This is a genomic window from Candidatus Desulfosporosinus nitrosoreducens, assembly GCF_030954495.1.
Taxonomy (GTDB): Bacteria; Bacillota; Desulfitobacteriia; order Desulfitobacteriales; family Desulfitobacteriaceae; genus Desulfosporosinus; species Desulfosporosinus nitrosoreducens.
In genome coordinates, this window is the sequence record NZ_JAVHUW010000067.1 from 1 (window position 1) to 25,886 (window position 25,886).

Consider the following 25,886-nt stretch of genomic DNA (forward strand, 5'->3'; position numbering starts at 1 on the left):
GTTACACTAACGGCATAAGTTCCAGCGGCAAGTTTTGCAGCATCTTGCCTGCTAAATTGAGCTGTCATACCATCTGTCGACCATGTAACAGCACTGATATTGAAGGCAGTATTGTTATATGTTGCAGCAAATTGAGCCTTAGATTGCTCATCTGAAGTCAGAGCTCTGTTAAATGCAACTCCTAAAGTAGTGCTGTTGATGGCAGAGACATTCTCAACTGTTAAAGCTTCAACAGCATTAACAGTTACTGTAGCAGAAACATCAGCAACTTTACTATCTGGATCAGTTACATTGTCTGGTAATGTGACTTTGCCAGTAAAAGTATAATCACCAGCTGTAGCTGCATCATAGTTGTCGCAACTCCAAACGATAGCAGCATCTTTAGTAGAACCATCGCTTAATGTTAAGGTAACACTTTGATCAAGCTTTGCCATAGCATCAGCCATTGTTGTTCCATTGTCAACAGTAACAACAGTACTGTTAATAGCACTTACCGATGCAACAGTTAAAGTTTGTGTAACAGGTGTTAATTGAGCTTCAATCATAGCTTGAACATCAGCTGCGCTAGCTGTTGGATTAGCTTTGAACAGAGCATCTGATTGTGCAACGTCATAACCTTTTCCGTTAACTTCATAGGAATAGCTGCTCATATGAGCTAACAAATCAAGAAATGTGTTAGGGTGTAATATTAATTGTGTAACACTTCCAATATCACTTGAACCCTTCCAAAGATCGCCGGTTGATGCCAATACTGGAGTTGCAGCCATAGCAGTTGAAAGCACAGTAGCAATGGCGACTTTCGACATTCCCACAATAAATTTATTTTTCATGTTAGTGCTCCTTCAAATAAAGATTTTGAGTACTGAGGGGTAAGAGTCACCCCCTCAGTACTTATCTTTGACTTTAGTTTATTAAAAAACTAACTAATTGAGTTTTTATTGCGGAACAACAGTATAAGTTGTTCCATCAACCGTAATGGTTATAGAATTAGTAGATGTTACATTGACGATAGTTAATACACCTGAGTCGATGGTATAATCCGCTCCTTCAGTTTTAGCAGCGCCATCAACCGTTACAGCTGTTACTGCTTGATAACCAGTCGGCAATGTTACTTTAGCATAAGGTTGGCCAAGTAATGTGTCGAAGTTTCCTGACAAAGTATCAGCCGCGGCAATGTTAACAGTGAAGTTAACAGTTGTCGTATTTCCGGAAGCATCTTTGACAGTCAGTACATAAGCACCATTGTCAGAGATAGCTGTACCTAACGCATAGTCAGCAACTGCAGTGCCATCTTTGGTAAGGGATACGCTGGCAATGTCAGTGTCTGCACTAGCTGGTGTAACAGCCGCTGTATAGGTTTGGCCATCAGTTACGCCTGTTACGGTAGGAGCTGTGGTGTCAGCTGCGGCAGTGTTAACAGTGAAGTTAACAATTGTCGTATTTCCGGAAGTATCTTTGACTGTCAGTACATAAGCACCATTGTCAGAGATAGCTGTACCTAGTGCATAGTTAGCAACTGCAGTGCCATCTTTGGTAAGGGATACGCTGGCAATGTCAGTGTCTGTGCTAGCTGGTGTAACGGCTGCGGTATAAGTTTGACCATCAGTTACGCCTGTTACGGTAGGAGCAGTGGTATCACCAGCTACGCTATCAGTAACGTCGATTTCGAGGGTTTTAACAAATCCTGAAGCAACACCAGATAAGATAATTTTATCTCTAGGCTGGAGATTAGTACCTGCCGGAATTCTTCCGTCAGTCAGTGTCAGCGACGAAGTCGAGCCATCTGCTCTGGTCACTGCGGCACTGAGATATGACAGCGGAATTGCTTTTGTACCATATTGATCCTTGGCATAGATGTATACTGGGCTACGTCCGGAATTTGATCCGCTGGAATCAAATCTTTCGAGAAGAGTGCCGTCATGCATGTAGTCAACGCTAACAGTAGCATCGTCGCCCAAATCGTTAATGGTAACGCCAGGTTTAAATGTGGCTGAGGATACATAGATACCCGTCGGTGTAGGTGTTGCAGTTGAAGATTGGATAGGAGTTGTTACGGAGTGTATTAAACCATCAGCACCTTTAACAGTTACGTTTAAGGTGGTGTTAGAAGAAGTAACGTTGTCCCCTAATTTCTTCGCATACACGTAGACATTTTGCCAATCATAAGGCTCTGAATAGGGATCTGCAGGATATGGAGTATATGCAGCAAAGAAGTCTTTGCTGTCAACACTAGCTCCAAGAACACTGCCGTTTGTTAAGATGACCTTAGATCCGCTTGCAGATTTACCATAGATAAATGGTTCAGCCGCATATGCATTTTGTCTGGGTGTAGCCGTAGCCTCATCTGTAGCCTCAGCGACATAGATCGGATCTGTAACCGTATCTACATAGTAATCTTTGATGTCGTTGTTTTTCAGAACGGAGATGGTTACTGATTTGGAATCAATAACAGCGGTCGGGTCACTAGCAGCAAGGTTAACCAAATCGAAACGAACCGTTCCTGAGCCGCCGTTGCTTTCCAGACCAGACTTAGCCACAACGCGAACACCATTTCCGCCATAGATTACCGGGGAACCGCCAGTCAGATTCTCGCCGGAATCCGAACCGACAACAGAAAGATCACCGGTAGCAGTTGCTACAACTTGATAGTTAAAGTTCGGATCTGCGGTTGTATTTTTTCCGCCTTTGAATTTACCTTGCATGTCAATGACTCGGCCGTATTGGTCTTTTACAGTAAGTCCGCCGTAGTTCCAGCCAAAGTCAATGCCTTGCGCTGAACCACTTTGCATATTGGTGGCTAATACGGTTTGGTCTAATTGTAAGGTGTCAGCTTTGGCAGCCTTTTGAATATTGATCGTAATGGAGCTGTATTTACCGGTTGCAGTATTTGCAGTGATAACTTGCTGTCCGTCAATACCAAATCCTGCTTGAGTGCTCGGACCACACCACAGACTGGCAGTTCCATCGGAATTTTGCTTGAGGAATGCGTTCGTGATGGTGAGGTCAGTAGTGCTGAGATCAGACCACTTGGTAAGTACTTGTCCGTTTTGGTCTAAGGCACGGAAAGGAATTTGCTTGCACTCATCAACCGCAATGCTGTCTGCGGGAGCCATAATTGTGAAGCTGTCGATCTTCGAGGATTTATATAAGGTTGTGTTCAGCGTTGAAGTGGTTCCGGACCATGTCATAGCCGTAATAACCGTCGGCATGTCCACCGTCATGGAAGTACCTGAAGTGTTGTTAACAATGACCTTGATAACCGCTTTGTTGGAATCGCTGGGATCTTCTTCGACGCTGGCTTGGACATAAGAGTTTGAAGTGGTAAGGAGATTGTCGTTGCCATTGCCGTCGGAATGTAAAATCAAACCGCCCTTAATTAAATCATAGCTGGTTGTTGGGTTGCCGCTGATATCTGTAGCCGTGTAGCTCGCATAGAATACGCTGGAATCTCCGTCAGTCAATTTCTTGCCGTCAGCATTGGTCAACTCGCCAAGTTTGAAATCACTTAAGGTACCGACTTGGGTTGAAGTTGTCAAAGTAGCGCTTGTCGACACCCCGGAGGTCGAGTCATAACCGGTAATGACTACGGTAGAGAATTGCATAAGGTTTTGAACATTTGAGTCTAACGTAAGCAGGCCGTCCTTAGCATCAACGCTGCCCACACCGCTTTGGAAGCTTAAGCTGTTGGCCAGTCCGCCGGTTGTGATATCGTTTCCGTATTGGTCTAATACTTGATAAGTTGCATAACCTGTTTGCGTATTGTCTTTGTTCGTAACGACTCCTAATTTGGTAGCCGTAATGTTAATAGCGGCGATCTTTTGTTGATCGACAGTGACTGAGGTTGTTCCCAGATCTGTTGTGTCATCTTTCACATCAACGGTATAGGTTCCTTGAGGGAAGTTCGCCGAATTTTGCAGGGTAGCTTCAGTATTGCCGGAGTTCCAGGTAGTTGTTACAGTCATAGGTGTGGAAAAGTTCTCCACATCGAAGGTAACCTTGGAGGTATCGGCAGGTGCATGGTTAAAGACAACCTTAAAGGTGTCGGCTCCAGTTGCGGTTACGGAAGTTACGGACAAGGGGCCGCTTTGATCAACTTGACCGTTTTGCACTGCGGAGAGTACGCTGTCAGGAACAACTGCCATGCCGCCGAGAGCTGTTACTACAGCACCGCTGGCGAGTTTGCCGTGTACAAAACTTGCTGCTGCAGGAGCGGTTCCGTTTGTGAGAACGATCGGCGATTTGGTTTGAGCTGCCAGAGGTGCTCCGGCAAGAGCGTCAATTCTGGTTTCGCCGTTGGCCACAAATACGTTGCTGAACTGCAGTTGGGAAGCGAAGTCTTGGATAACTTGATTGTTGGTGTCATAAGCGGTCATTCCGGCGTGACGTGTTGCACTTGGGAATTGGCCTTTAACCGCATCACTGATGATGCCTGTTCCGCCGATGACATCGGAAGATGTAATGCCCGAGTTAGCCGCTAAGTAAGCGGAAACACTGGCAGGAATGGAATCTTTGTCGGTTAAGAGAATAGGCTCGTTAGCAGCGGAAGCGATGGATGCAATGGAGAGAGCATCGGGAATTCCGTTGGCTACGGCAACTTTCGTTACACCGCTCATCTTTTTGGCGATGTTAACGGAGGTTTCAGCGCGGTCCATACCGCCGAGGGGAACAACTGTGATACCCATGCCTGTCAGTTCATCAAGAACTCCTTGGCTGATAACGGCAGTTCCGCTGGTAACATAAACAGTTTTAACACTTAATTTGGTGAGTTCAGCCTTGGTGTCGGCATCAAGGGTGCTTCCTGCTCCGGTTAAAAGGATAGGAGCCTTTAAGTAGGTGGCGAGCGGTCCAGCTGTCAAGGCGTCAACCATACCATAGGAGGTGGACGATGCGAGGATTGCTGTTCCGGTCCAACCTGTTTGATCTGCGATCGCATTTGCAGTCTGAGCCGCAGTGGTGCCTGCCAAACGAGTTGGTACTGCACCGTCAGCAAAAGCATTGAACGGTACTGTTGTCAAGGCCATACCAGCGATAGCTAACGATGCTAAAGCTTTTTTAGTTTTTTTCATGTAGTGAATATCTCCTCTCGTCTTTGGATCTCTTCTGTCTGGTGAATGAACTATCTCTCCCTTTACATAGGACGTCTTTTAGGTCGTCCCTCACCCCCTTAACATGAGTAGCACAATCTTTAGACATTGCGCAATATCTAAAAGCAGTCTGCAGGCTTTAAGTGGGAGCGTCCCCCCTGAGGATGAAGAGTCTCATCCCGCCCGCGACATACCCTTTAGAACCGCATCGGTGAATTGAAGAAACCACAAAAAAAGGTCTGCATTAGCTATATGTATTCTCCATAATAACTAATATTCCTGCTTACTGTCCGATTTTTTTTTATAGTCTTTTAATGGACGCTAAAATTCTCGGACAACTTCTAAGTTAGCACCTGTTTAGTTTACACTAAAACTTACTAGTTTTCCACCATAAGTCAAAAAATATACTGACTTAGACGGATTGAATCGAGTATACCATAGTTCCCGGTTTGAGATGTGAGCATCTTGTTAACATCCGTTAAAAAAGTTGTTTAGAAATATTGTTTTAGTACACATCACAAACTTAACACGAATTTCACAAGGAATCAATGCCTATTTCAGCCTACTTGCAAGGTTTCCCTGTAATTTCTAATAATTAGTAATCAATAGCCCTTAAATTTTAAAACTCCCTGATAAATTCCCAAGGCTGTTTTCCTTTGAAAATCCGCTGAACCTAAAAGCTTCTCTTCATTGGGATTGGATATGAAGCCAATTTCCACTAAAACCGCCGGCATCTTGGTATTTTTAATCACGTAGAAGGGTTCGTCCTTAACTCCGCGGCTGGGCAAGCCGATCTGCTTGACTAATTCGCTCTGGATGCTGGCGGCGAGAGCCTTCGATTGGCTGGCTACGGAGCTTGCCGAACTGTAATAGGTCGTCGTTCCGGAGGAACTGGGATTGCTGAAGGAATCATTGTGCAGGCTGATATAAAGATCGGCTTTCTGATCATTGGCTAACTTCGTCCGGGCCTGCAAATCTGAAAGCTCGGAATAAGTTCCCGTAGCCGGCGAGACGTCAGTGCTGCGGGTCAGGATGACCCGGGCTCCGGCGGAGCGCAGATCGTTTGCCAGATTAAGGCCAACGGCTAAGGTGTTGTTCTTCTCATATGTTCCGGATGGGCCGATAGCCCCCGTGTCCGGTCCCCCATGCCCCGGATCGACGACGATAGTTACACCCGCCAGCAGGGAAGACGGCTGTACCGTTCCTTCCAGCATACCTATAACCTGATCCGTGACAGCCCCGGTTCCGCCGATAATCACCACGCTCAGCGGACTTTCAGTGGGCCTGGATAAGACGGAGTAGGTTGGCCCGGGCAGCGTGGTTTTCTGGGTCATGACGATCCCGGCATGCTGTTTGGCGGCTAAGGCCCCGGCGGCAAGGGCATCGGGGAAATTCTCTCCTGTAACCATATACATGGTTGTCGCGGTGAGATCGTCCCGGGCAAAATCATAGACGTCCGCCGCAGTCTCGTAGCGATCATTGCCGGCAATCCTTTGGACATTGCTCAGGCCGTTTAGCGTCGCAGCGGACACCACCGCTTCACCGCCGATGACAATTGTGTTGAGATCTCCGCTTTGCTGAAGAGTGTTGAGCTCTTGTTGCGTGGCCTCGGGCATGGCTTTGGCTCTTGTCAGCAGAATCGGAGTCTCTGTTACCCCCGCGTAAGCGGAAATAGCCAGAGCATCCGGAAATTGTTCGCCGTTAGCCAGAATAACCTGCCCTTTAACCCCTATGCGCTCAGCGACTTTTTGCGCGGTTTCATATTGATCTTGTCCCCAGATGCGCTCCGGTTGGGGAAGGCCCGACTTTTGAATATCCGTTTCCACCTGAGGACTTAAAGCGGCCACCCCACCCAGGAGAATAACCTTTTGGGCGCCCAGGCGATGAATTTCATCCATAACTCTCGGATCGACCCCGCCAACCGGGGTCAGCAGAACAGGAGCATCTAACTGATGCGAAAGTGGCGCCGCAACCAAAGCATCCGGAAAATGATCGCAATTGGCCAACAGAACTGTATCCGCGTGCTGCCACCCTGTCTGGGAAACGGCAATGGCGGTGTCGATCTGTCTCTCCCCGTAAATCCTTGATGTCTCAAAGTTTAAAGAAGATGCCATCGCCGGACTCTGAAGTCCTATCAGGAAACCTAGAACTACGAGGAGCATCCCGATAATTCTCCATTTTAAGCGTGCCACACCAAAATCCCTCCTTATTATTTACAACTCTAGATAATTCGACATAGTTAGACGATGTCCTGCCGGAAAATGTGGTACTTTATCCCAGGCCTTAATTAAGCAGCGCTTTCACATTCTGCACAACCTCATCGGGCAGCACGGCTTCCCCTCCCAGCGCCTCAATCTGCTTGCCCTTCCACGACCCTAGCAGGGCCGTTAAATTTGAAGGCATTTCGCTGCGCGTAGGAACCAAAACAACCATGGAGCCTTGCAGCGCCGCCCGGACAGCTCCTGTCAAAGCGTCGGGGAAATTCTCTCCCGTAGCCAGTTCCAACTTCGAAGAGCTGGGCGGATAGGTTTGTAAAACAGCAGCCGCAGTGTCATAGGCTGTGTAGCCATTAATCCGCCTGGGTAAAGGAAGCTGGTCTTCGATCGCGGAACTCACCACGGCCGTGCCTCCTATGACCAGAGTATCGGAAACATTCAGCTCTTTAAGTGTGGTCTGAGCATCCCCGGATAAAGCATCTGCTTCCGTCAGCAGAATGGGAACTCCCTGGCGCGCAGCCCAGGCTGAAATCGCTAAGGTGTCCTGGAAGCGGTTAACATTAGCGATAACGGCTTTTCCTTTAGTCCCCAGCTCCTCGGCGATGGCCCGGGCGGTGCTTTCCGCCGTATAACCGTAAAGGCGTTTTACGGTATATGTCTGCTGAAGTTCAAGCTCAATGGCTGCGGAAAGAGCGGCGGGACCGCCTAAAAGACAGATTGTTTTCGGAGCCAGACGCTGGATTTCTTCTTGTACGTCCGGGCTGAGCGAGGAACCGGAGGTAAGTAAAATCGGGGCTTGAAGCTTGTAAGCAAGAGGAGCGCCGGCCAAAGCGTCCTGGAAGTGGTTTACCTGAGCAAGAATGACCGTATCCGCTCCGGTGGGAAATGTGGCCTTAGAGATCTGGACAGCTGTCTCCTCAGCCGTTGCTCCCGCAAAGCGCTGAGTTCCCCCTTGCTCATCATTCTGAGCCGTCCCCAGGGCATAAATTCCCGGGCTATAGAGGCCAAACTGGGCTTTGCCGTCAAAGAAATCTCCTCCTAAGGCAATCCAGCGCTCTCCATCCCAGTGATAAATACTCTGAGGTGAATCTCCATTTAATGAAGGATTGCTCCACTGCAAGGAAAGTATTTCCTGAGGTGTCTCACCTCCCCAAGTCACATCAAAGACCGGGGTGAGGAATTCCGCGCCGCCGGGCAGAGCCGCGGGAGGATCAACCTGCTGCAAAACAACGTTGGCAGATGTGTCAAAGGCTTGGAAAGGAGCAGTTAAGCTGAAAACAGTGGAACCGGCTGAAGTCTGCACGTTTCCTCCCAGTGGTCCGACCTTGGCCGGGGATGGGAGTGTTTCCTGAACCTGGTTGGCCAGACTCACGGCAAGTTTAACGTCAACTAATCCGTAACCATAGCTGTCGTCCCGTCCCAAAGTTCCTAAATCCTTGACGCCAACTTCCATGGCTTTAACGACCTGATCCCGCGGCCAAGCGGGATGCTGCCCCCAGATAAGGGCCGCCTCTCCGGCCACAAAGGGTGCGGCCATGGATGACCCGCTTGCTTTGGCATACCCCGGCCCATCCGTCTTACTCCACCAATCGCTGGTAATTTCATCCCCGGGAGCAGCTAAACTGACTTCCGGACCTGTAATGGAATAAGGCGCAACAGTATTATTGCGGTCTGTGGCACTGACCGCTATGACCTGAGGATCTGAAGCGGGATAGCCGATCCCGGGGTTTTCTTCGGTCGAAGGATCGTAGTTCCCCGCCGCGGAAACCAGCAAGCAACCCTTGTTAAAGGCATAGGTGACAGATTTTTGAAGAATGTCGGAAGAAGTTACGTTTTCTGAACCAAGGCTAAGGTTAATAATCTTAGCCCCATGGTCCGCGGCCCAGACGATGCCGGAGGCAATGGCATCGTTATACCCATTCCCTTCGGAATCCATGGCTTTGATTGGCATGATCTTCGCCCGATAGGCCACGCCGACAATCCCCACGTCGTTGCGTTCCGCCGCAGCGATGCCGGCAACATGAGTGCCGTGCCCATTGTCATCCTGGCAGGCTCCCGGCACTTCACTCCGTGTGATGGCGTTGTAGCCCGGAACGAGATTGTCTTGCAAATCGGGATGGTCAAGGTCTACGCCGGTATCGACCACGGCAATCGTCACGCCCTGCCCCGTGGCCCCCATCCCCCAGGCCCCCTGCACATCTCCATTGGTAATGGACCATTGGTCTTCATAATAAGGATCTTGAGGAATTGAAGAGTCTGTCGCAACTGCCAGGGTGTGACGGCAATTTTCTTCCGCCCCCAGGATACCGGGGGTATTTTTTAAAGCTGTGATCACTTTGGAAACATTAATCTTGTTCTCGAAGCCCAGAGTCACATAGTTGAGGGGACCGCGGCGCATAATTACAGCTTTAAACCGGTCGGCTACTTCAAAAGCGTCCGTCTTGGGGGCCAGAGAGACAACGATTTGAGCTTGAGCCGTCTGTGAAACGGAGCTTCGAACGGAACCGTTCCGGCCGGTTGAAAGCAAAGGGGCAGCTTGAAAATTGGCGGCAATTAACCCTATAACCATAAAAGGTACAAAATAATATTTAGTTTTACAGGCTAATTTATGGATCAAATCTTTCTTTGTAAAAACGTTCTACACCTCTTTCTTCTAAACTAGACAATAGTCACTGACAACAATAAATGGTACTTCGACAGGAATCATTGCTTTCCTTTGTTATGAGGAAATCTTAACATATAAGTTTTTAGGCATATTGCTCAATTGTTTGATATTGGCAATTGATATTGTCGAATTTTCGGCAGGTTTTCTCCTTTAGGCAACGAATAGTTAAAAGGCAGCGTTTGGCAAGATTCTTGGCTGGAGATTTCAACATAGCCTAAAGGAGGAAAGGATGATTAAATTTTTCACAAAGAGATCATTACCAACATTAATTAGAAATAAAAAGAGCAGGTTCGGAATTGCGTCCTGCCTTATTGCGCTCATTTGCTGCTCGGCCCTCCTGGTCAGTCTTTTCCCTTTTCAGCCTCTCGAAGTGCAAGCTGCTTCCAGCGAAGCGCTCACAGACCGAATTTACGGGAATACACTATATGATACGGCTGTAGAGATTTCCAAGAAAGGATGGGACCAGGCTCCCGTTGCCGTCCTGGCCACCGGAGGAAACTTTCCGGATGCGCTTACTGGATCTGTCCTGGCCCACAAAGTAAATGGCCCGCTGCTTTTAACGGAATCGGACCATTTGAACGCCGCTGTTTCCGCGGAATTAAAGCGCTTGGGTACACAAAGGGTCTATCTTCTGGGGGGGACCGTCGCTTTAAGCAGCTCCGTCGAAAAGGCTCTCCAGGATCAAGGGATTGTAACAACACGCCTGGCCGGTCAGGATCAGTACGGAACAGCCGCGGCTATTGCCAGTGTGGCAACTCCGACTTCCAACCAGGCCTTTATCGTTAACGGCGAGCACTTTCCCGATGCTTTAAGCATCTCTTCCTACGCCGCGGCTCAAGGAATACCGATTTTACTCACCCGTTCCGATTCCCTACCCGCGGATACGGCTGCGGCTCTGGCTCAAATGGGAGTTCAGCAGGTAACTTTGATTGGCGGCAATGCCGTCATCAGCGCAGCCGTTGAAGATCAACTTGGCAAACTTCCTCAGCCGGTTAAAGTCACCGCCCGTTTCGCCGGTTATGACCAGTATGAGACGAACACGATCGTCTTGAATCAGCTTCCCTTCGACAGCTCCCAAGTTTATGTCGCCACAGGGATAAACTTTCCGGACGCTTTAGCGGGAGCCGCGCTGGCCGCTAAAACCAACTCTCCGATTCTTTTATTTCCTTCAACCCAGTTAGCTGCCTATACTGCCACATATCTCGATCAGAAAAGGGCCTCGGGCACGGCCTTTACGATTCTGGGGGGGTGGGGCGTTATCAATTACAAAATGGAGAGCATCCTGCGCACAGGAGCCGCACAGCCGCGGATTTCCCTGCAGTACACGCAAGGGGGATTAAGCGGGGCGAAAGGAATGCTTAGCCAGCTGCAATCTATTCCTTCTCCGGCTACCGATTACGCGGACATAATCGCCCCCAGCTGGTATTACCTTGACGACACCGCCAACGGCAATGTGACGGGGGGCTGGGATGCCACCTCGGGCGACTATACTCAGTTCACCAGCGCCGTACATGCCCGGAATCTCAAGGTCCTTCCGGTGATTCAATCCAGCTGGGACAGCCCTAAAACCGCGGATTCCGTGCTGGCTTCGGCAGCAGCCCGGGCCAATTTGGAAAATCAAATTATCTCCCGCATCCAAAGCACCAACTCGGATGGGATTGTCATCGACTTTGAGCTCATGAGCGGCAGTACGGGACCTAATCTCACTCAGTTTATGAAAGAACTTTATGCCAAACTTCACCCTGCCAACAAATTGCTGATCGAAGCCGTTATGGCCCGCACAGGCTCGGAATCCTGGCTCACTGAGTTTAACTACGCCTCTCTCGCTCAATATCTCGACTACCTGGACATCATGACTTACGACTATAGCCACTCAACTCCCGGCCCTATTGCACCTTTGGATTGGATGAACAAAGTGCTGCAATATACCGCCGGCCAAGGAGTTGACATGCGCAAAGTGCTTCTGGGCATACCTTATTATGGGGTTGATTGGTGGACAACATCTTCATCCTCGGGGAGCAGCGCTTCCTATCAGCGGAAATCCGGAGGAATGGCCGAACTTTCAGCCCTCGCTCAAGGTCCGGTGCAGCGGGACTCTTCGCAAATTCCCTATTTCCATTACACGGATTCTTCAGGCACCCATACTGTCTATTATGACGATGCACAAAGCTGGAACGCCAAGCTTTCCCTGCTTAATCAATACGGGCTTGGCGGCATCGGGGCCTGGTCCCTCAGCTGGTCCCTGAATCCAGCCAGCTCCAACGCTATTTTCCCGCTTCTCAAGCAGTATTTGCGATAAGCAAAGCAGAGCTTTCCTTCGCTAAAACATCCACCGCAACAAAAACGTCCTCACTCCACGTCATAGTGGAAGAGGACGTTTTTTTAACCATTTTTTATAAATAACTACTAAGAAAGTCATCGGGAGCAACTGCTTTGACAGGCGAATCGCTAAAATCTTTCAGATTGCGAGTAATAATTAAATCGAGCTTTTTTCGTTTGGCACAGGCTGCCAGCAAAGCGTCTTCGTAATCCTCTACCGGCATTTTGAGGGCTTTCTCACAGTCGCTTCCCGTAACCTCAAGGACAGGGAACAAAGCGAAAAGTTTCCCAAGCACCTGCTTTGCCTGGTCCACGTTCCGAAAATGCCTTTGAATCAAATAGTAAATATCAGTTACGGAGCTTGCCGTTATAAAAGCGTTTAGTTTGTTCTCAGCAGCAAGCAGAAAAAGCTTTTCAGCGGAAACTTGGTAAGGGATGCGGCCAATCACTGCGTCAAGAATAACATTTGTATCAATCAATACGTTCATGTTTGCTTAACCTCTCCTCTCGCGCCTGTTCTAAAGAAACATCGTCCGGAAGAATGCCAAACAATGATTTTGCCAGCTCAACCTTATCGTCGTTTGTATGGGTAAGCTTCGCTATGCTTTTTCCGTTCTTAGTAATAATTATTTCCTCCTTGGCAGCCAGTGCCAGATACTTCCCGATATTTGTCTTAAATTCCGTTGCGGTGATAAGCACTCTAACACCTCCTTTATGACAATAACCCTGATATAAATTATTATATCAAATCAGAGCGAAATAGTTAAGTTAAATTCGTACGAATTAACTCGAGTAAAACAGAACGATTCAAAAGTTAATTAGTGACATAATAACTTTGCAGATTCTCCAAAAGGCTTATTTCCGATATCATACTCCATTATGGACTTCATCGTTTTAAGTTCTTCTAATTTGCTTTACAAGCCTCACATTGTATAATGATTATCAGCAATTAAAGAAGAAAACCCGGTTGTCGCCCGAAGACACTGTCTTCGCACGAGTTGCATAGCAAAAAAGCCTCTGGCGAAAGCGACCGCCTAGTTACTTCTATGCTGGGAAAACAATATAAACACAGTTATAGTTTCTGAATAGTACAAAGAAGAACATGAGGTGGCCTTATTGTTAATATTACTGACTATTTTCAATTCCGTACTGATGGTGACCGGACAAACCCTTTGGAAATTGGGAGCCTCAGGCAAAGAGGTGCACAGCCTCGGTCAGCTTCTTCGCCTTTTTCTGAATCCTTACATTCTTGGCGGCCTTATGGTCTATGCCTTTGCTTCGGTGCTCTGGATTTATGTCCTAAATAAAGGGGAATTAAGCTATGTTTATCCTATCCAGAGCACGGCCTTTATTTTTGCTATGATTATCGGAGCGACAATTTTCAAAGAAGAGCTGACGCCCACAAAGATTCTTGGGGTTTTGGTAATTTGCCTGGGCGTGATCATTATTACACGCAAATAAGCGGCAAAAAGGAGAACTTAGGTTTATCGCCGGAGTTCTCCTTTTTGCCGCTTAACTTCTATATCTTTTAGTTTTTATTTTTCACTTCTTTATACAACGGTATCTATACAACCGCGTCTAAGGGAACCTTATGCTCCAAAAACCCGACTCAAGTCCAGCGTCAGGTCCTCGAATAGTATTCGGGAACCTGGAACTTCGTGGCCGGTTCCTTACTCCGGCCAGATCCTGCTCATCATAGAATTCAGAATGATTGCCAGGCTTACTTTAAACATATAATACCCGCTCTTAAAGGGCGTAATCGACGAGCTTCCCGAGAGGCGGGCATCCATTTCCACCGAAACTTCTATGACCCGCATCCGGTTTTTTACCAACGTTACTATGGAATCGGGCTCCGGATAATCCGTAGAATAATGAGCCGACACCACGCGCAAGGCTTTCTGATTGTAAGCTCGGAATCCGGAGGTAGGGTCCGTATATTTCTTGCGGACTACGGATTGGATGGTTTTGCTTAATAAATAAATTCCCAGCCGCCTGGAACGGGCCGATTTGTAGGAAGTTTTCTCTAAGAAACGGGAACCGATGGTGACATCGGCTTTCTCCAGCAGAATCGGTTCAATCAATTTGCGAATTTCCTCCGCCCTGTGCTGTCCGTCCCCATCAACTTGGAGGGCAACGTCGTAGTGGTTTTTGACGGCGTAAAGAAACCCTGTCTGCACCGCTCCTCCGATTCCCAGATTCACGGGCAGGGAAATTACCTTCGCCCCGTAAGCGCGCGCAACTTCGGAGGTTTGATCGGTTGACCCGTCGTCGATCACCAGGACATCCAGCCGGAGGGACACTTGTTTAAGATTCTCTACTACGGCGCCAATGTTCTCAGCCTCATTCAAGGCGGGGACAATGGCTAAGATTCTTTTTTGCATAACGTTCTTTCTACACGTCCTTAAGCGGCTTATTTTCTCTTCCCGGACCTTGCCCCATTCCCGGATCGCGCTTCTCTGTCTCCGGGGATTTGGCCTCTACCCGTCTCAAGTCATCTTCCAGCAGGGCAATCTTCTGCACCAGGACACGATTTGTGGAACTCAATTTGGAAATTGCCAGGGAGAAATGAACACACAAAACAAAAACCAGCACTCCAAAGACCACAAAGATCGCCGAAGGTGCGTAATAAATCCCCATAAGGCTTGCCAAATATTCTATGCCATTCCTCCACAAGGAAAAAAAGATCATACCCAGACCGGCAACAATCCAGATCAGAGAATATTCGACAGCCAGACGGCGCTGCCGGACTTGCTCAATAATGAAACCTGTAACGAGAAAGCTTGTTATGAGTACGACGATTTGGACGCGTGACATATGAATTAGGCCCTCCTACCTGCTCGCTGTTCAACCCCTAGAATTTTTCCGATTCCTTTAAGCAAGACCACAAAGAATAAAGAACCCAGCAAAATCATGGCGGGCATGACAGGCAAGCGATAACGCCCTCCCGAAACCACTGTGATCATGCTGACAACAAAACTATAGTAGAGTATATACAGCAAAAGAAAACTGTATTTTTTGAGGCGGGCCAGACTGAGCACTATCCCGGCTGCTCCCAGAAGAAGATACCACTTGTCCAGGAAATCCCCCTTCATTTTGTATTCCTGGCCTTCGGGAGGGCTGACAGGTTTCCAGAACAGATTTTTCTCTTTAGCTATAGTGCGCTCTACAAACAACACAGGATGGCTGAGAATGTAGGAAACCCCAAGGCTCTTATATTCCTTTTCCTGTTCTTCAACAGGCAGCTTATCGATACGTTCTTTAACTGCCGGGTCATAGCTCGGCTGGTCAAAAACAAAGTACACATTGGTTATTGTCCGGGGATTGTTCCCTAAATAAAATTCATAAGAACCATAATTTGTCGCCGCAATAAACTGATGATATTTCAACTCATTGCGTATCCACCACGGGCTCATGACTATGACAGTCATCAGCACAATCAGACAGAAATCCCGCAAGGCCGCTTTCAGGCGCCAGCCTTTCATCCAGAAAATCCAAAACCCCAAAACGGGAAAATAAAGCAGAAGCAGGGGGCGCACAAGGTTGGCAAGCCCTATGACCGCTCCCAGGATCAAAAGAGTCCTGAGTTTCGGGCGCGCGACGTCCCGGGCATAGCGCGCCAAACAATACAAGAAGAGCCAGATCGCAAAGACATAGGTCACTTCAGTCAGGATGTACATCCCCCAAAAGGCAAACAGCGGATATCCTAAGGTCAGGAGATAGGGAATCCAGGCATACCTTCTGCCGAAAATCAGTTCCCCCGTCTTGTAAGCCAGCACCGCGCTGCCGGCCCCCAGGACGGCGTGAAGAACGGCTACCACCATGGTGTAGTTTTTTAAGCCAAATATTCCGTAAATCAAGGCCAGCAGCAGGGGATAGACCGGCCCGATAATATAGTCGCGATTCTTAGGAATCGCCTGCATGACCTGGTTGGCACCTTCGGCGAAATTGACCGTATTGACAAGCCCTTTACCTTGAAGAAAACTCTCGGCAATGTTCGTGTAAAGATACCCGTCCTTGGAGATAAAATAATGTACCTGATAAGATCTAATGTAGAGAAATTCAAGGCCTAAGGCTATGAAGAACAGGAGACCTGTTATCCATAGCCCTTGGGCTGCGCGATGTGGAAATTGCCGTGCTTTTTTATCCTGTTTATTCAATGACGCCCATCCTCTTGCAGGTTTTGGAGTATTACTGAGTTAAAACACTTTTAATCGTCTTTTCATTGGAACTGGGGATGACTCCCGTTCCGCCAAGAATATAGACCTTTTCAGTCTTTCCGGCCTGGCTTTGCAAATAAGCCTTGGTAGCGGAATTTATAGTTCCTTGCGGAATTAAGAGCATCGGACTTCCGGTTAAAGCGGCAAAGGCTCCTCCCGCTAAGCCGTCCGGGAAGTTTTCGCCGGTTGCTATCACCAGAGTCGTGGGATCTTGTTGGAAATAGTTCACAATCTCTAACATCGTATCATATTTCGTCTCCCCCGCCAAACGCAGGGGACCGAAACTTGCTAAGGGGCCGCCCTTACTGTCAAAGACCGGGGAAATGGCAAATTTTCCGCCTACGATAATCGTCTTCGTCACATTGAAGTCCTTTAGAAGCTGCAAGGTCGAGCCGGGCAGCGTGCCCTGTTCCGTCAGCAGGATGGGAATCCCCAAGGCTGCCGCCGGAGCGGAGGCAGATAGAGCATCCGGGAAACTCGTACTGGAAGCAAGGATAACCTGGCTGCTCGGCCCTATTTTACGGGCAATTTCAACGGCCGTATCGGCAGCCGTAGTGCCAAAAATCCGCTCATTGGGAAAGTTCGCCTGGGTAAGGGCATCTGTCACTGCCACATTAACCGCCCCCTCTCCCCCGATCACATAGACTTTAGTTTTAGCTCCGAGCCGTTTTAATTCCTGCAATACACTGTCATCAAGTTGGTCGGGAGTTGTCAGGAGCAAAGGAGCTTTTAGTTTCCTGGCCAGCGGAGCGGAGGCTAAGGCATCCTGAAAGCGGTCCACCCGGGCTAAGAGCACAACCGGCGCACTGTTGTCAGCCCACCCCTCCTGAGAAATCTTGATGGCAGTGTCTTCAGCCAGCGTTCCGCAGAGACGGCTTACCGTCGGAACTACGGGCTGCGGAGTTGGCGTCGGTGTAGGATCTGGTGCCGGTGTGGGACTTGGCGTAGGCGTCGGATCTGACGGCGGATTGGTGGTAGAACCGGAATCCGAACTGTTTGTTGCCTGGTAGCCTGCTTGGGCCCGGCTGGTGATGCCTGCATCCAGGCTCGGTCCCTGCAAAACAGTTAAATAATAGCCCGCCGCAGTGGTTTGGGAAGTGGCTGACCCGTCAAGGGCCAGTTTATCCGCCTCGGCCAAAAGCTTGGTATAAGCCCCTAAAAGACCGGATTTCGCCCGTTGAGCAAGGGTATCATCCAAACTGGACCCTTGCAATACAATACAGTAATCTTGAATGGCGCTTACGTAGGAGGAAGCGGTTCCCGCCAGCACCAGCTTATCCGCTTCATCCAGCAGTTTGCTGAGGGCGTTCTGCAGACCTGATTGGGCCTTTGCCGCCAGACCTCCGTCCAAACTCAGCCCTTGCAGAACCGTCCAGTAATACTTGGCGGCACTGGCATCCGAAGAATCTTTTCCCTCCTGAACCAGGGAGTCTGCTTCAGCCAGAAGGTTATTCTGAGCACTTAGGATTTTCTGGGAGATAAGGCTTTTATCCGTGATTGCCGCGCTATCATAGGCGGTATTATAAAAGCCCAGGGCGTAGTAAGAGGCCCAACGGGCGTAGTTGTACCAATAATCTCCGTTGGCGGCATCGGCGCCTGGCCCGCCTCCCGTTGACAGCAGCAGCGTTTGGTCGGCTGTAAGATCTCCGGTATGCGTCACGGCGGGCGTACTCCAGCGGCTGGAGTAACTCGGCGGATTTACCGGGGGCAGCAGCGCTGCCGGAAATTTGTCCGCTCCGGGAGCGAAGGTAACGGCGCTGTTATATTTTTGACCCATGAGGCTGAAAATTGAATCCTGATAGGCCGGTGTCCCTGTACTGACATTGGGGTTGTTTCGTGAGCCCCAACTGTTATAAGCCCATACGGCAAAGTACCAGTTCTCCAGAACGTTGCGGTCCCCATTGCCGATTTTCGGCGCGGCCCGCCATTTTTGATTCAGCATTTGACAGCCTGTTTCGATGTTAAAGTCGATATCGTTCTTCAGCTTATCCATCGTTGCCGTGTCGGCGGAATTGTAACTGGAGATTTGCATAATCCCGATGCCGATGCCGTCTTTGCCAATTAGAGGGTGATCCAACATAGGCTGACCCGTGGCGTCGAGCTGATATTGTTTCCAGCCGCTCTCCATCCAAGCGATGGCTTTAAGCAGGACCGGAGGAATGTTATATTTGTTTGCCCAATATTCAAGTTTATTCCCAATCTCAGCGTAGTAAGCTGTTTGATCCACTGCTGCCGAAGCTGTCTTAACCGGAATCAGCTGCAAAAAAAAGAGTCCAACCAGCAATATGGCCATAACCTTCCTGATTTGGCGAAAACCCATTCCTTTTCTCTACCCCTTCCCTACCAAGTCTTGTCCTATCTTTATCTTATTCGACAAGAAATAAAGCAGTTCCTCCTCAAAGGTAGAGAAAACTCCCTTTGACTGCCAGTATATTTCCCACCTATTTATCCAGTAAGATAAAAACGCTCCCTTTCCCAAACAGACCGGCAGGTTATCCGTTGGAAAAGAGAGCATATCACTAGAGGGAAATTTGCCAGCGGGAGATTTGCCCAACCGGCTCAGACAATAGTTCTTATAAAACTAAGAGATACAGGCGTGCTTTCTTCAATAATCCAGCCGTCTTTTTTATAAAAGTGAATGGCCCGCTGGTTCGTAGGAAGTGTGGATAAGCCCACTTTTTTATATCCCACCTGTTTCATTTTGGCACAGAAGTGCTTTGTGAGCAGGTTGGCCACCCCCCTTCCCCTATAGTCGGATCTGACGCCAATCGCCAAAATCCTTGCCGGAGCGAACCTGTCCCGTTCCCCTTTGCTCTCGCCTTCTCCCTGCCTTCTGAGAAAGAACGCTTGGAGAGCGGCCGCAATACAGCCTAGTCTTTGGCTGATATGTTTGCGGACGTAAGCATCCCGAAAGTATCTCAAAGTTACCAGGATAACAAGCAGCCAAAAGTTTTGACGATAAAATCGGGCAAAGGGTTCGCGCTCAATGGAGCCCAAGACGAAGCCAACCGGTCTGCCGTTGCTTTTCGCCACATAGCCCTGATTTGCAGAGGAATTTATAAATTGTGCGCAGAAAAGCCGCAGAAATTTCCCGCCCATGTGTCCCAGGAAATGATCGTAAAAAACTTCCTGGTATAAACGGACGATTTCAGGCAAATCTGCAAAGCACATGGCAGTCAGCTCAATACCGGATTCATATTGAGGCTTCTCATCTAACACAGGAAAAAACACTCCTTATCATGACTTCCTCCGTAATTTGGAAATTACTAGACCTAGAACTAGTGTAACCGGATCAAGCAATAATATCCGAATTTCAGCTCAAAAATTAGGGCAGCGGTAAAGCTTTGCTCTGCCGCTGCCCTAATGTCATCGTCTCGCTCTTAATATGCTCCTTTGCCGGTAAACACTACAAAAACCGTTTTCCAGAGAATTTTCAGGTCTAACCAGAAACTCCAAGTCTCGACATATTCTAAGTCAAAGTTCATAGTCTCACCCAAGGTCAACTCACTTCGCCCATTGACTTGCGCCAGACCGGTCACCCCCGGCAGGACATTAAGCCTGCGCCGCTGCTGTGGTGTGTAAAGCTTGGCGATCTCCGGAACCTCCGGGCGCGGGCCGACTAAACTCATATTGCCAAACAATATATTGAGCAGTTGAGGAAGTTCATCTAAACTTGTTTTCCTGAGAAAATGACCGCTTCGGGTAATGCGCGGATCGTCTTTTTCCTGAAAAACAAAGGTTTCCAGGTCGTTCACTTGCTCCAGCTTATCCTTAATGAGGGCTTCGGCGTTCTGTACCATCGTGCGGAACTTATAGATCGTATAAGGCTTACCTTCCAACCCCACCCGAGTCTGGGTAAAGATGGCCGGCCCTTCAGAGTCGGAGCGAATCCAAAGGACAATCAGCAGCCAAAAGGGGGACACCACAATGAGGAGCAATAAAGCGGCCACAAAATCCAACAACCGTTTCAAAGCCAGCTGCCACTGGGGATAGGTTAAACTTCCGCTTTCTACGGATGCCGAAGATCTCTGATCCATTGTTTTGTCTCCCTTCGAACGTTGCGAACTGCCTGTCTGTACCAGCATTGTGTTATCTCCTTTGAACCCTTAAATCCCCAGTTCTTTTAGCCAGCGCAAAATAATCCCGCTCCAGGCATAGTGCTTTTGCACAAACTGCCGCCCTCTTTTCCCCATTTCCCGGCGGTCAGGGTTAGCCTTCAAGTTCAAAATGGCCTGGGCCAGTTCTGCGCTGTTTTCCGGCTCAACGACAACTCCGCCGCCGGAAGATGCGACAAGTTCCGCCGCCTCTCCTTCCCCGGAATAGATGACGGGAACTCCCGAGCCGAGAGCGGGGAACATTTTCGAGGGACGCGCCCCTGCAAATAGTTTATTCTTTTTTAACGGAACAATACTCGCGGCGGCCAGAGAAAAATATCCGGGCATTTCCTGCACCGGCCGGAAATCAACAAAACTCACATTGGTCAGGCTTTTTTCCTTAGCAAGGGCTTCAAGCATGGGTTTTTCCGTACCGTCGCCGACAAACAAAAAGCGCAGGCCCGGTTCCTCCCGGAGCAGCTCAGCCGTTTTAAGCACAGATTCCAGACCCTGGGCATAGCCCATAGTTCCGGCGTAGATCAAAACGAAATCCTCTTCTTGAATGCCCAGGGATGAGGCCAAGGCCTGATCCCGCTCACGAGGCGCAAACAGCTCTAAGTTTACCCCGTTCGGTAAAAAAGTCACTTTATCTTCAGGAACACCCCGCTCCAGCAGTGAAGAGCATATGCCTTCGGTCTGACAGGATATCTTCCAGGCCCGCCGGTAAAGCAATTTTTCCAGCCACTCCGCCGCACGGATCATCCAGCGGCTGTTGACAAGTCCTAAAGCCACGGCCGACTCCGGCCAAAGATCCGAGATATTCATAATAATCCTTGTCCTGGTCAGCCGGCCATAAAGCAAAGCGGTGATCCCCAGAAAGAGGGGCGGGGATTCAAAGAACAGGATGTCTTGTTTTCCGGCTTTACTCAGACCCCAGCAAGAAGAAAAGACAAAGGAAAAATAGTTGAGAAGCCGCTTCCAGAACCGCCCTCTCTGCACCGGATAAATCCAGGTGCGCCAGACGGGGATGCCGTCCACCTCATCCCGCATGCGCCAATGGCCCCGATATTCCGGCGGAATAATTCCGCTGGGATGATTGGGGAAAGCCGTAACCACAGTTACCTCGTGACCGTTGCGCTGCAGCCCCTTGGCCACTTCTTTAAGCCGGACCTGGGCCGCTCCGGACTCCGGGGGAAAGTATTGTGTCAACATTAATATGCGCAAATAGACCGCCGCTCCTTCTTCTCCTCTGCCGAATGCTTCTGATTTATTTTAACACGCCACACTTGCCGCGCCAAATTGTGCTTTACTCAGGAGCGTTTAAGAAATTTCTTAATGGTGCCGGCATGCTTGGCATAGACCGTGCGCCCCACCCGGGCCGCTAGAGTCCGGTTGCGGTAAGCATAAAGGTATTTCCGTTCAACGCTGCCAAAACTTTTCTTAAATTTGGCGATGCTGGGGATGTTGGCGCCGACCATGTCGTAGAGTTCAATCCCCAGGGCTTGGGCACGTTTCAAGTATTCCCACTGCACGAGATTGTTAGGGACCACTTTGTTATAGTCCCGGTCGGATACGCCATCGAGATAGTAACCCACATTCTTGTCCCGGGGAAAAATCCCCCCGGCTATAATTTTGCCCTCATAGCGGGCAAGTAAAACCACCAAATCCCCCACTGAGTATAGTTTTTGCCAAAGTGCGGCGAAGTATTCCCTGGTGAAGGGGGGTTCTTTATCCTGACGGCGATATACTCCACAGGAAAGAGCATAATAAGGCTCCAACCACTCTTCAAGGGCTTGAGGCTCAATAATCTCTACTCCCGATTTTTCCGCTTTGCGCACGGCATTGCGGCAGCGAACTTCCAGTCCGGCCCATAAGGACTCTTGATCCTGCGGCAAAACCAGATCCAAGGTCAGCAGTTCCTCAACCGTGTACCCCTGTTGGGCGACAATTTCTTTGCCTGTCAAATCCGGCAGGGTAAGTTCCAGGTAATCGAAATGCTTCTGAGCGGCATAATCCTCCAGAGCGGACAGTACCTCCGGCAAGGCTGCCTCCCCCAGGGGGCCGGAGTGCGGGGTTGCCGTACCGCTCAGGGAGCTTCCTCCCAACTTGAGCAGACTCATCTTGCGTTCAGCTAAGGGGAGTACTCCTCTTAAAATCCCTTCTTCATCAAAAAGACCGAGGCGGTTAACCTTTAATCCAAACCCCGCTTCGATAATATCCTGCCATTCCCAGCGGTGGAAGAGCGAGCCCCGGGAGATCCCCTGCAGAAACTCCTGCCACTGCTCCCGCTCAACCGGCCGTATCGTTAAACTCACGTCTAGTTTCACCCCCAACTTTACCTGCCAGCATGTAAACCATTGTTCCCATGCTGATCCAAATCATAGGATCTTCAAAAAAGCGTGCCTCGGACTGCGAACTGATAAAAACTGCCGTAATCCATAAGAAATATCCAACTCCGACCACATAGCCCGGATTAAGCTCCACCATGCTCAGATCTTTGGCAAAGCTATTAAACTTACCTTTCCCCACTCTTTTTAGGGTTCGCAGAACGGATACCCAGACCCAGGCCAGAGCCAAAAGGCCCACGATCCCCAACTCCGCTGCAATGGTCAAAATGGTCGTGTGCGAAAGGGTCACCCCTTGAACATAAGGAATCGCAGTTTTGTAGCTTAAGTAATTGGTTGTAAACGATTTCTGAAATCCGCCCAGTCCGACTCCGAGCAAAGGATGGTCCCGGAACATGGCCCAGGAAGCTCTGAACAGATAGGCCCTTTGCTCATCCAAGGCTCCCAAACCGTTGCGGATCGTCAGAAGGCGCTGCCAGACGGTGGGCCGCAAAGCTAAGATCACGATGCCGATCACTGCCAAAACCCCAATCGGCTGGAGCATCCGTTTCCGGCGGATGAGCAGGCACATCAAGATTAAAACGGCAGCCAGCGTCACTACTCCGCTGCGTGAGAGAGTTATGGCCAAGGCGGCCAGTAATCCCGCCAGTGAAGCAAAGTACACCAGACGTTCTCCCGGCTTCCGGCATAAATATTGAAGGATCAAGCTGGCCACAATCCCCAAAACGAGATAACGGGCAAAAATATTGGGGTCCACAAAGGTAGCGTTGACACGGGCGATTTCTCCCTCGGCCAAGTAGCCCCGCCAAATAAAATGACGGGTCAACCCCTCGTACACTGTGAGGGGGATTAAGGCCACGCCAAGCCAGTGTACGACCTTGAGCGGGAGGAGGAGGCTTTCCGGCTCTGCCAGCAGACAGATGCCTAAATAAAGGGCAAACAAGGTAAGCAAGCGGAAAACTTCTCCTAAGGTAATCAACCTGTCTATAGTATAGACAAGGCTAAGAGCGCCAAGCCCAATATAGATCAGCAGCGCTATGCTCAAAGGATGGCGTAAAACCGTCTTCAGTTGCCGGCGTTTCTCAGGTTGCCGCCCAAGAACCCAGAGAGCCGCCGCGATAATTCCCACCGTACAAAGACGGGCCAGGCTGTTGATTTGCGAGCCGACGGCCCCCAGAGGAGGGAACCAGGTAATCGAAATGTCCAAAGCGACAGACCCGGCTAAAAAGGAGATTAGAACGCTGGGTTTTTTCCAGCCAAAATAAACAACTACACCCAGACTGAAGAGAAAAAAACACCATTTAATGAGAAACATCACCCTAGCTCTTCTCCTTCCACCTGTAGAGTTACCAGGGGCTGGGCAGCGAAATCGACATAGCTCTCTCCCGTCTCATAGGGTGCGGAACAGGCTCGAATCCGGCGGGGATTCAGATAAAGCCGGACCCGCACCGGTGGTAGGGGAGAGGCGGACGGCCCCCGGGAGGTGCCTTGCTCAGGTTGTGTACAAGTAATCTTCCAGGTTGTTCCTTCCCTCGTCAAGCCTATCCGGCATTCCCGCCTGCAGGTAAACCAGCTTAAAATATCACGCGGAACAGCGATCCAAGCCCCATCCTCCTGGCCTCGTTTTATCAGGCGTTCATAGACTTCCCCCCAAAAGCGGGGCGCCGTAAAACTCTGATTATGCCAGAGCAGGCTTACCGCTCCGCCGAAACGCTTAGCCCAGGCCAACACCGGCAAGGCCTGCGCAAAAGCTTCTTCCCGGCTTAAATTGAGATGCTCTTCCCCCAGCAAGGCTCCATCCTGAATATGTAAGGGCAGCTCCCACAAAGTCCGGCAATTCAGGGGATGATAGGGCTGCAGGGTACCTGCGCGAAAACCTACAACTTCATTATAGCCAAAAGTAGCGTCATACAGAAATCCGCCCTGTTCCAGCGAACGGAAGGAGGCCGGCGTGTCAAAGTACAGCCAGTGCATGCGTACTCCCAGTTCCTGCTGTCCTGTCAAGCGGGCGATTCTCTGGTGTTCTGCCCGGGCTTCCCGCTCCGCATACCAGGCATCAATGCCATGGACCCCTGCTTCCCATCCTTCTTGCTCCAAGCGGCTTAAGAGAGTCCGCTGCTTCGCAACATCATAAAAGGAGGCGCGATTTGCCGGAGCCTCCTCTTGGGCCGAATGGTCCGGATGGGCCGGAAGCATGCCAGGCTTTCCGGGAAAAGGCATAAAATACAGGCTTGATCGAACTCCCAGGGCCTTTTCCAGTTCGAGCAGCCGCGGCAAAGCACGCTGCCAAACATCCTGTCCCAGTCCGATTTTAGCCGCCCATGTCCTCGCCATCTCCCAGAGAGTCTGAGTAAATTCTGAAGTTCTGACCTTGCCGCTCCGCCAGCGCTTCCAGTTCACAAGAGAACTGCGGTAAAAATAGCCTAAAAACGTACGGGCGACCGGCATTTCTTTGAGACTTAAAATATCCAGATCGTGTGTCAGGGTCAGGGCATAAGCATGCCCCCAAGGGATAGGCGGCAGTTCCAGGTAGTGTCCGACATCCTGCCGAAACACCTGGCGCAGTTCCTCCAGCATCTGGTCGAGAACAGGTTCGCCGACTCCCGCTTCCCTATAGTCGCGTCCCTCCATCAGCAAGCGGGTTCCTTCACAGCCCAGATTAAAGGGCATCGTCTTCAGCCGCAAACCGGGATTTTCTCCTTGTACCGGCCCGCAAATCAAAATCAGGGGACCGCTTCCCAGATCTTTTAGGGACGGCAGAGAAATTCCATCCGCTAAGATCACAGCGCACTCGGAAAAAACCCCGGTAAGGGCAGTTCCCTGCTCCTGCCGGCTGCTCCAAACAGGCGCCGGTATTCCCATCAGGCCGGCTATTTCCTGATAAACCCGCACCAGCTCATCCGCTACGTAAATTCCGATACGTTCGCATCCGTTAGAATTGCTCAA

At 49.7% G+C, this 25,886-nt stretch carries 18 protein-coding genes; 2 read left to right on the forward strand and 16 right to left on the reverse strand.

Annotation, left to right across the window (positions count from 1 at the left end):
• The 4 genes from REC12_RS18100 to REC12_RS18115 form a co-directional block, all read right to left on the reverse strand.
• A partial coding sequence (locus REC12_RS18100) for an Ig-like domain-containing protein (RefSeq protein WP_308896895.1) occupies positions 1–830 on the reverse strand: 830 nt, incomplete at its 3' end.
• Positions 831–935: 105 nt separating this feature from the next.
• Positions 936–5,066, reverse strand: coding sequence for a cell wall-binding repeat-containing protein (locus REC12_RS18105; RefSeq protein ID WP_308896897.1), 4,131 nt, complete (start codon positions 5,064–5,066; stop codon positions 936–938).
• Between the two features lie 620 nt (positions 5,067–5,686).
• Positions 5,687–7,276, reverse strand: coding sequence for an N-acetylmuramoyl-L-alanine amidase (locus REC12_RS18110; RefSeq protein ID WP_308896899.1), 1,590 nt, complete (start codon positions 7,274–7,276; stop codon positions 5,687–5,689).
• Between the two features lie 91 nt (positions 7,277–7,367).
• Positions 7,368–9,917 carry a S8 family serine peptidase gene (locus REC12_RS18115; protein ID WP_308896901.1) on the reverse strand — a complete coding sequence of 850 codons (2,550 nt, stop codon included), beginning with the start codon at positions 9,915–9,917 and terminating at the stop codon, positions 7,368–7,370.
• Positions 9,918–10,194: 277 nt separating this feature from the next.
• On the opposite strand from REC12_RS18115, the gene REC12_RS18120 reads away from it, so the two are divergent.
• Positions 10,195–12,264: a cell wall-binding repeat-containing protein gene (locus tag REC12_RS18120; protein WP_308896904.1), complete on the forward strand. Its 2,070-nt coding sequence runs from the start codon at positions 10,195–10,197 to the stop codon at positions 12,262–12,264.
• A 94-nt stretch (positions 12,265–12,358) separates the two neighbouring features.
• On the opposite strand, the gene REC12_RS18125 is transcribed toward REC12_RS18120, so the two are convergent.
• Together REC12_RS18125 and REC12_RS18130 are read right to left on the reverse strand one after the other, a co-directional pair.
• A complete protein-coding gene (locus tag REC12_RS18125) occupies positions 12,359–12,772 on the reverse strand; it encodes a type II toxin-antitoxin system VapC family toxin (RefSeq protein ID WP_308896906.1) in 414 nt (137 codons plus the stop codon).
• Positions 12,756–12,983 (reverse strand): type II toxin-antitoxin system Phd/YefM family antitoxin, encoded by a 228-nt coding sequence (locus tag REC12_RS18130; protein WP_308896908.1) that lies wholly within the window; start codon positions 12,981–12,983, stop codon positions 12,756–12,758. Before REC12_RS18130 ends, REC12_RS18125 begins: the two co-directional genes overlap by 17 nt.
• A gap of 408 nt (positions 12,984–13,391) precedes the next feature.
• Between REC12_RS18130 and REC12_RS18135 the strand changes: the two genes are divergently transcribed.
• Positions 13,392–13,745, forward strand: a complete 354-nt coding sequence (locus REC12_RS18135) for an EamA family transporter (protein ID WP_308896910.1) — start codon at positions 13,392–13,394, stop codon at positions 13,743–13,745.
• Between the two features lie 209 nt (positions 13,746–13,954).
• Here REC12_RS18135 and REC12_RS18140 read toward each other — a convergent pair whose 3' ends face one another.
• The 10 genes from REC12_RS18140 to REC12_RS18185 form a co-directional block, all read right to left on the reverse strand.
• The gene (locus REC12_RS18140; RefSeq protein ID WP_308896911.1) at positions 13,955–14,665 is read right to left on the reverse strand and encodes a glycosyltransferase family 2 protein; all 711 of its coding nucleotides are present in this window, start codon (positions 14,663–14,665) and stop codon (positions 13,955–13,957) included.
• 10 nt (positions 14,666–14,675) lie between these two features.
• A complete protein-coding gene (locus REC12_RS18145) occupies positions 14,676–15,098 on the reverse strand; it encodes a DUF2304 domain-containing protein (RefSeq protein ID WP_308896913.1) in 423 nt (140 codons plus the stop codon).
• A gap of 5 nt (positions 15,099–15,103) precedes the next feature.
• Entirely contained in the window at positions 15,104–16,441 is a 1,338-nt protein-coding gene (locus REC12_RS18150) for an ArnT family glycosyltransferase (RefSeq protein ID WP_308896915.1), read from the reverse strand.
• Between the two features lie 31 nt (positions 16,442–16,472).
• Complete coding sequence (locus REC12_RS18155) at positions 16,473–18,821, reverse strand: cell wall-binding repeat-containing protein (protein WP_308896917.1); 2,349 nt, start codon at positions 18,819–18,821, stop codon at positions 16,473–16,475.
• 239 nt (positions 18,822–19,060) lie between these two features.
• A complete protein-coding gene (locus REC12_RS18160) occupies positions 19,061–19,720 on the reverse strand; it encodes a GNAT family N-acetyltransferase (protein ID WP_308896918.1) in 660 nt (219 codons plus the stop codon).
• Between the two features lie 161 nt (positions 19,721–19,881).
• Complete coding sequence (locus REC12_RS18165) at positions 19,882–20,538, reverse strand: sugar transferase (RefSeq protein WP_308897055.1); 657 nt, start codon at positions 20,536–20,538, stop codon at positions 19,882–19,884.
• 69 nt (positions 20,539–20,607) lie between these two features.
• Entirely contained in the window at positions 20,608–21,819 is a 1,212-nt protein-coding gene (locus tag REC12_RS18170; protein WP_308896920.1) for a glycosyltransferase family 4 protein, read from the reverse strand.
• Between the two features lie 86 nt (positions 21,820–21,905).
• Positions 21,906–22,910 carry a lipid II:glycine glycyltransferase FemX gene (locus REC12_RS18175; RefSeq protein WP_308896922.1) on the reverse strand — a complete coding sequence of 335 codons (1,005 nt, stop codon included), beginning with the start codon at positions 22,908–22,910 and terminating at the stop codon, positions 21,906–21,908.
• Positions 22,885–24,255, reverse strand: a complete 1,371-nt coding sequence (locus REC12_RS18180) for an O-antigen ligase family protein (RefSeq protein WP_308897057.1) — start codon at positions 24,253–24,255, stop codon at positions 22,885–22,887. The genes REC12_RS18175 and REC12_RS18180 overlap by 26 nt, the downstream gene beginning before the upstream one ends.
• Entirely contained in the window at positions 24,255–25,886 is a 1,632-nt protein-coding gene (locus REC12_RS18185; protein ID WP_308896924.1) for a polysaccharide deacetylase family protein, read from the reverse strand. The genes REC12_RS18180 and REC12_RS18185 overlap by 1 nt, the downstream gene beginning before the upstream one ends.